General features: G+C 60.7%; 3 protein-coding genes and 1 pseudogene. All 4 read left to right on the forward strand.

The window, feature by feature from the left end:
- The coding region (locus BZK31_RS27455; protein ID WP_425273308.1) for a recombinase family protein at positions 1-540 on the forward strand (540 nt) is incomplete at its 5' end.
- 65 nt (positions 541-605) lie between these two features.
- Positions 606-1409 (forward strand): aminoglycoside O-phosphotransferase APH(3'')-Ib, encoded by an 804-nt coding sequence (gene aph(3'')-Ib, locus BZK31_RS27460; RefSeq protein ID WP_001082319.1) that lies wholly within the window; start codon positions 606-608, stop codon positions 1407-1409.
- A complete protein-coding gene (locus tag BZK31_RS27465; protein ID WP_000480968.1) occupies positions 1409-2245 on the forward strand; it encodes an aminoglycoside O-phosphotransferase APH(6)-Id in 837 nt (278 codons plus the stop codon). The genes aph(3'')-Ib and BZK31_RS27465 overlap by 1 nt, the downstream gene beginning before the upstream one ends.
- Before the next feature lie 105 nt (positions 2246-2350).
- Positions 2351-4661, forward strand: a pseudogene (locus BZK31_RS27470) (Tn3 family transposase); the annotation flags it as partial.

A 4661-nucleotide genomic window follows, 5' to 3' on the forward strand; every position in this document is an offset into this window, starting at 1 on the left:
CGATTTTTGCAACAGAGCCACAATATCTATGATGATCTTGCTTCCGGCGGTCGTGATGATCGCCCTGGCTTGACTGCCTGCCTCAAGTCATTGCGTGACGGCGATGTGCTGGTGGTCTGGAAGCTCGATCGCCTCGGACGATCGCTTGCCCATCTGGTCAACACGGTGAAGGAGCTGTCAGACCGCAAGATCGGCCTGCGGGTTCTGACTGGAAAGGGCGCTCAGATCGACACCACGACTGCGTCCGGTCGCATGGTGTTCGGAATCTTCGCCACCTTGGCCGAGTTCGAGCGGGATCTGATCCGAGAGCGCACCATGGCGGGTCTCGCCTCCGCGAGAGCGCGCGGTCGCAAGGGCGGACGAAAATTCGCGCTCACCAAAGCTCAGGTGCGTCTCGCGCAAGCCGCCATGGCCCAGCGCGATACTTCAGTTTCCGATCTCTGCAAGGAACTCGGCATCGAGCGCGTCACTCTCTACCGATATGTCGGTCCCAAAGGCGAGCTCAGAGACCATGGAAAGCATGTTCTCGGACTTACGTAGCAACTCGTTTCTTTTCGCAGGTTGAGCCACCTCCGCGCTTCATCAGAAAACTGAAGGAACCTCCATTGAATCGAACTAATATTTTTTTTGGTGAATCGCATTCTGACTGGTTGCCTGTCAGAGGCGGAGAATCTGGTGATTTTGTTTTTCGACGTGGTGACGGGCATGCCTTCGCGAAAATCGCACCTGCTTCCCGCCGCGGTGAGCTCGCTGGAGAGCGTGACCGCCTCATTTGGCTCAAAGGTCGAGGTGTGGCTTGCCCCGAGGTGATCAACTGGCAGGAGGAACAGGAGGGTGCATGCTTGGTGATAACGGCAATTCCGGGAGTACCGGCGGCTGATCTGTCTGGAGCGGATTTGCTCAAAGCGTGGCCGTCAATGGGGCAGCAACTTGGCGCTGTTCACAGCCTATCGGTTGATCAATGTCCGTTTGAGCGCAGGCTGTCGCGAATGTTCGGACGCGCCGTTGATGTGGTGTCCCGCAATGCCGTCAATCCCGACTTCTTACCGGACGAGGACAAGAGTACGCCGCAGCTCGATCTTTTGGCTCGTGTCGAACGAGAGCTACCGGTGCGGCTCGACCAAGAGCGCACCGATATGGTTGTTTGCCATGGTGATCCCTGCATGCCGAACTTCATGGTGGACCCTAAAACTCTTCAATGCACGGGTCTGATCGACCTTGGGCGGCTCGGAACAGCAGATCGCTATGCCGATTTGGCACTCATGATTGCTAACGCCGAAGAGAACTGGGCAGCGCCAGATGAAGCAGAGCGCGCCTTCGCTGTCCTATTCAATGTATTGGGGATCGAAGCCCCCGACCGCGAACGCCTTGCCTTCTATCTGCGATTGGACCCTCTGACTTGGGGTTGATGTTCATGCCGCCTGTTTTTCCTGCTCATTGGCACGTTTCGCAACCTGTTCTCATTGCGGACACCTTTTCCAGCCTCGTTTGGAAAGTTTCATTGCCAGACGGGACTCCTGCAATCGTCAAGGGATTGAAACCTATAGAAGACATTGCTGATGAACTGCGCGGGGCCGACTATCTGGTATGGCGCAATGGGAGGGGAGCAGTCCGGTTGCTCGGTCGTGAGAACAATCTGATGTTGCTCGAATATGCCGGGGAGCGAATGCTCTCTCACATCGTTGCCGAGCACGGCGACTACCAGGCGACCGAAATTGCAGCGGAACTAATGGCGAAGCTGTATGCCGCATCTGAGGAACCCCTGCCTTCTGCCCTTCTCCCGATCCGGGATCGCTTTGCAGCTTTGTTTCAGCGGGCGCGCGATGATCAAAACGCAGGTTGTCAAACTGACTACGTCCACGCGGCGATTATAGCCGATCAAATGATGAGCAATGCCTCGGAACTGCGTGGGCTACATGGCGATCTGCATCATGAAAACATCATGTTCTCCAGTCGCGGCTGGCTGGTGATAGATCCCGTCGGTCTGGTCGGTGAAGTGGGCTTTGGCGCCGCCAATATGTTCTACGATCCGGCTGACAGAGACGACCTTTGTCTCGATCCTAGACGCATTGCACAGATGGCGGACGCATTCTCTCGTGCGCTGGACGTCGATCCGCGTCGCCTGCTCGACCAGGCGTACGCTTATGGGTGCCTTTCCGCAGCTTGGAACGCGGATGGAGAAGAGGAGCAACGCGATCTAGCTATCGCGGCCGCGATCAAGCAGGTGCGACAGACGTCATACTAGATATCAAGCGACTTCTCCTATCCCCTGGGAACACATCAATCTTACCGGAGAATATCGTTGGCCAAAGCCTTAGCGTAGGATTTCGCCCTCTCCCGCAAACGACCCCTGGAACGTTACTTCCACCTGAGCGATGAAGACCGTGAAGCCATCCAGGTGCTGCGGGGTAACCATAACCGTCTGGGTTATGCCGTTCTGCTGACCACCGTCCGCTTCGTTGGCGTTCTGCCGGACAAGCCCGCCGCCGTGCCGGTGGAAGTCCTGCAGGTGCTTTGCCGACAACTGGCGATTCCAGACCCCGACTGCCTCCAGCGCTATAGCGATCATCGCCGCTGGATACATGCCACCGATATTCAGAACCGCTTTGGCTATCGTCATTTCACCGATCCGGGCATCGGCTTTCGCTTGAGCCGCTGGCTGTATGCCCTCTGCTGGACGGGCACCGACCGGCCGGGAGTGCTGTTTGAGCGAGCCACCTCGTGGCTGTTCACACAGAAAGTCCTCCTGCCTGGTGTGTCTCAACTAGAGCGCTTTATCGCCCAGTTGCGCAGTCGGGTCGAAGAACGCCTCTGGTTTACGCTGGGCCGCAGCGTGACTGAGGAACAGCGATTGCAACTGCAAGACTTGCTGACGGTGGCCGAAGGCAACCGCAGCTCCCGGCTGGATCAATTGCGCTCCGGCCCGGTCATGGTCAGTGGCCCCGCGTTGATTCGGGCACTGCGCCGGCTCGATGACGTGCGCGGCATCGGCATCACCTTGCCGGCGGCGGCGCACATCCCTCCCAGCCGTATCGCCGCCCTGGCCCGCTTCGCCAACACGGCCAAGGTCACCGCGATTAATCGGCTGCCGGCGTCGCGGCGGATGGCGACACTGGTGGCCTTCGCACTCTGCCTGGAGGCGACTGCGCACGACGACGCACTGGAAGTCCTGGAGGCCTTGCTGCGCGACCTGTTCAGCAACGCGGAGAAGGCCGACAAGAAAGCCCGCATGCGCAGCCTGAAAGACCTGGATCGGTCGGCCGCGACGCTCGCCGCCGCGTGCAAGGTCGTGCTGGACAGCTCGATCAGCGATGACAACGTGCGCGCCCGGCTGTTCAACGACCTGCCGAGGACCACCCTGGAAAAGGCCCTGGAAGAGGTCAACGCGCTGATCCGCCCGGTAGATGACGTCTATTTTCTTGCATTGGAAGCGCGCTACCGCAGCGTGCGCCGCTTCCTGCCCGACCTGCTCAAGCACATCCGCTTCGGCTTCAGCCCGGCCGGCAAGGGCGTGGCGGCTAGTCTGGAGTGGCTGCAACTGAACCTGCCGCGCCGGAAGCCAGAGGATGACGCGCCGCAGGAGATCGTGGCCAAGGCTTGGCAGAAGCACATCACCCGCGAAGATGGCTCCCTCGACATGGGTGCCTATGTGTTCTGCACGCTCGATGCGCTGCGCACGGCCCTGCGCCGCCGCGATGTCTTCGTCTCGCCCAGTTGGCGCTATGCCGACCCGCGCCTTGGCCTGCTCGACGGTGCCGAATGGCTGGCGGCGCGACCGATCATCTGCCGGTCACTGGGCCTGACCATCGACGCCAAAACCACCCTGGACGCCTTGTCCGTCGAGCTGGATGCAACCTGGCTGGCAGTAGCCGCGCGCCTGCCCGACAACCCGGCGATTCAACTGAGCGAGAACACCGAGGGCAAGACCGAACTGTCGCTCGGGGCGCTGGACAAGCTGGACGAGCCCTGCTCGTTGCTGCAACTGCGGGCGGCCGTGTCTGACCTGATGCCGCGTGTCGATCTGCCGGAAATCCTCTTGGAAATCGCCGCCCGCACTGGCTTTTCCGAGGCCTTCACCCATGTCTCCGAACGCAATGCACGCGCCGACAACCTGGTCACCAGCCTCTGCGCGGTGCTGTTGGGCGGGGCCTGCAACACCGGCCTGGAGCCCTTGATCCGCACCGACAACCCGGCGCTGCGCCGTGACCGGCTGTCCTGGGTCAGCCAGAATTATATCCGCGACGACACCCTGTCAGCGGCTAACGCCATCCTGGTCGGAGCGCAAAGCCAACTGGAACTGGCCCAAGTCTGGGGTGGCGGCGAGGTCGCCTCCGCCGATGGCATGCGCTTCGTCGTACCGGTGCGCACCGTGCATGCCGGCCCCAATCCGAAGTATTTCGGCACCGGCCGGGGTGTCACCTGGTACAACCTGATTTCCGACCAATTCTCCGGCCTCAACGCCATCACCGTGCCCGGCACGCTGCGCGACAGCCTGGTGTTGCTGGCGGTCGTGCTGGAACAGCAGACCGAGTTGCAGCCGACGCAAATCATGACCGACACCGGGGCCTACAGCGATGTGGTGTTCGGGCTCTTCCGCCTACTTGGCTACCACTTCAGTCCGCGGCTGGCCGATGTCGGCGGGACCCGCCTCTGGCGCCCGC

Origin of the sequence: Pseudomonas floridensis (assembly GCF_002087235.1) — a bacterium.
Classification (GTDB): Bacteria; Pseudomonadota; Gammaproteobacteria; order Pseudomonadales; family Pseudomonadaceae; genus Aquipseudomonas; species Aquipseudomonas floridensis.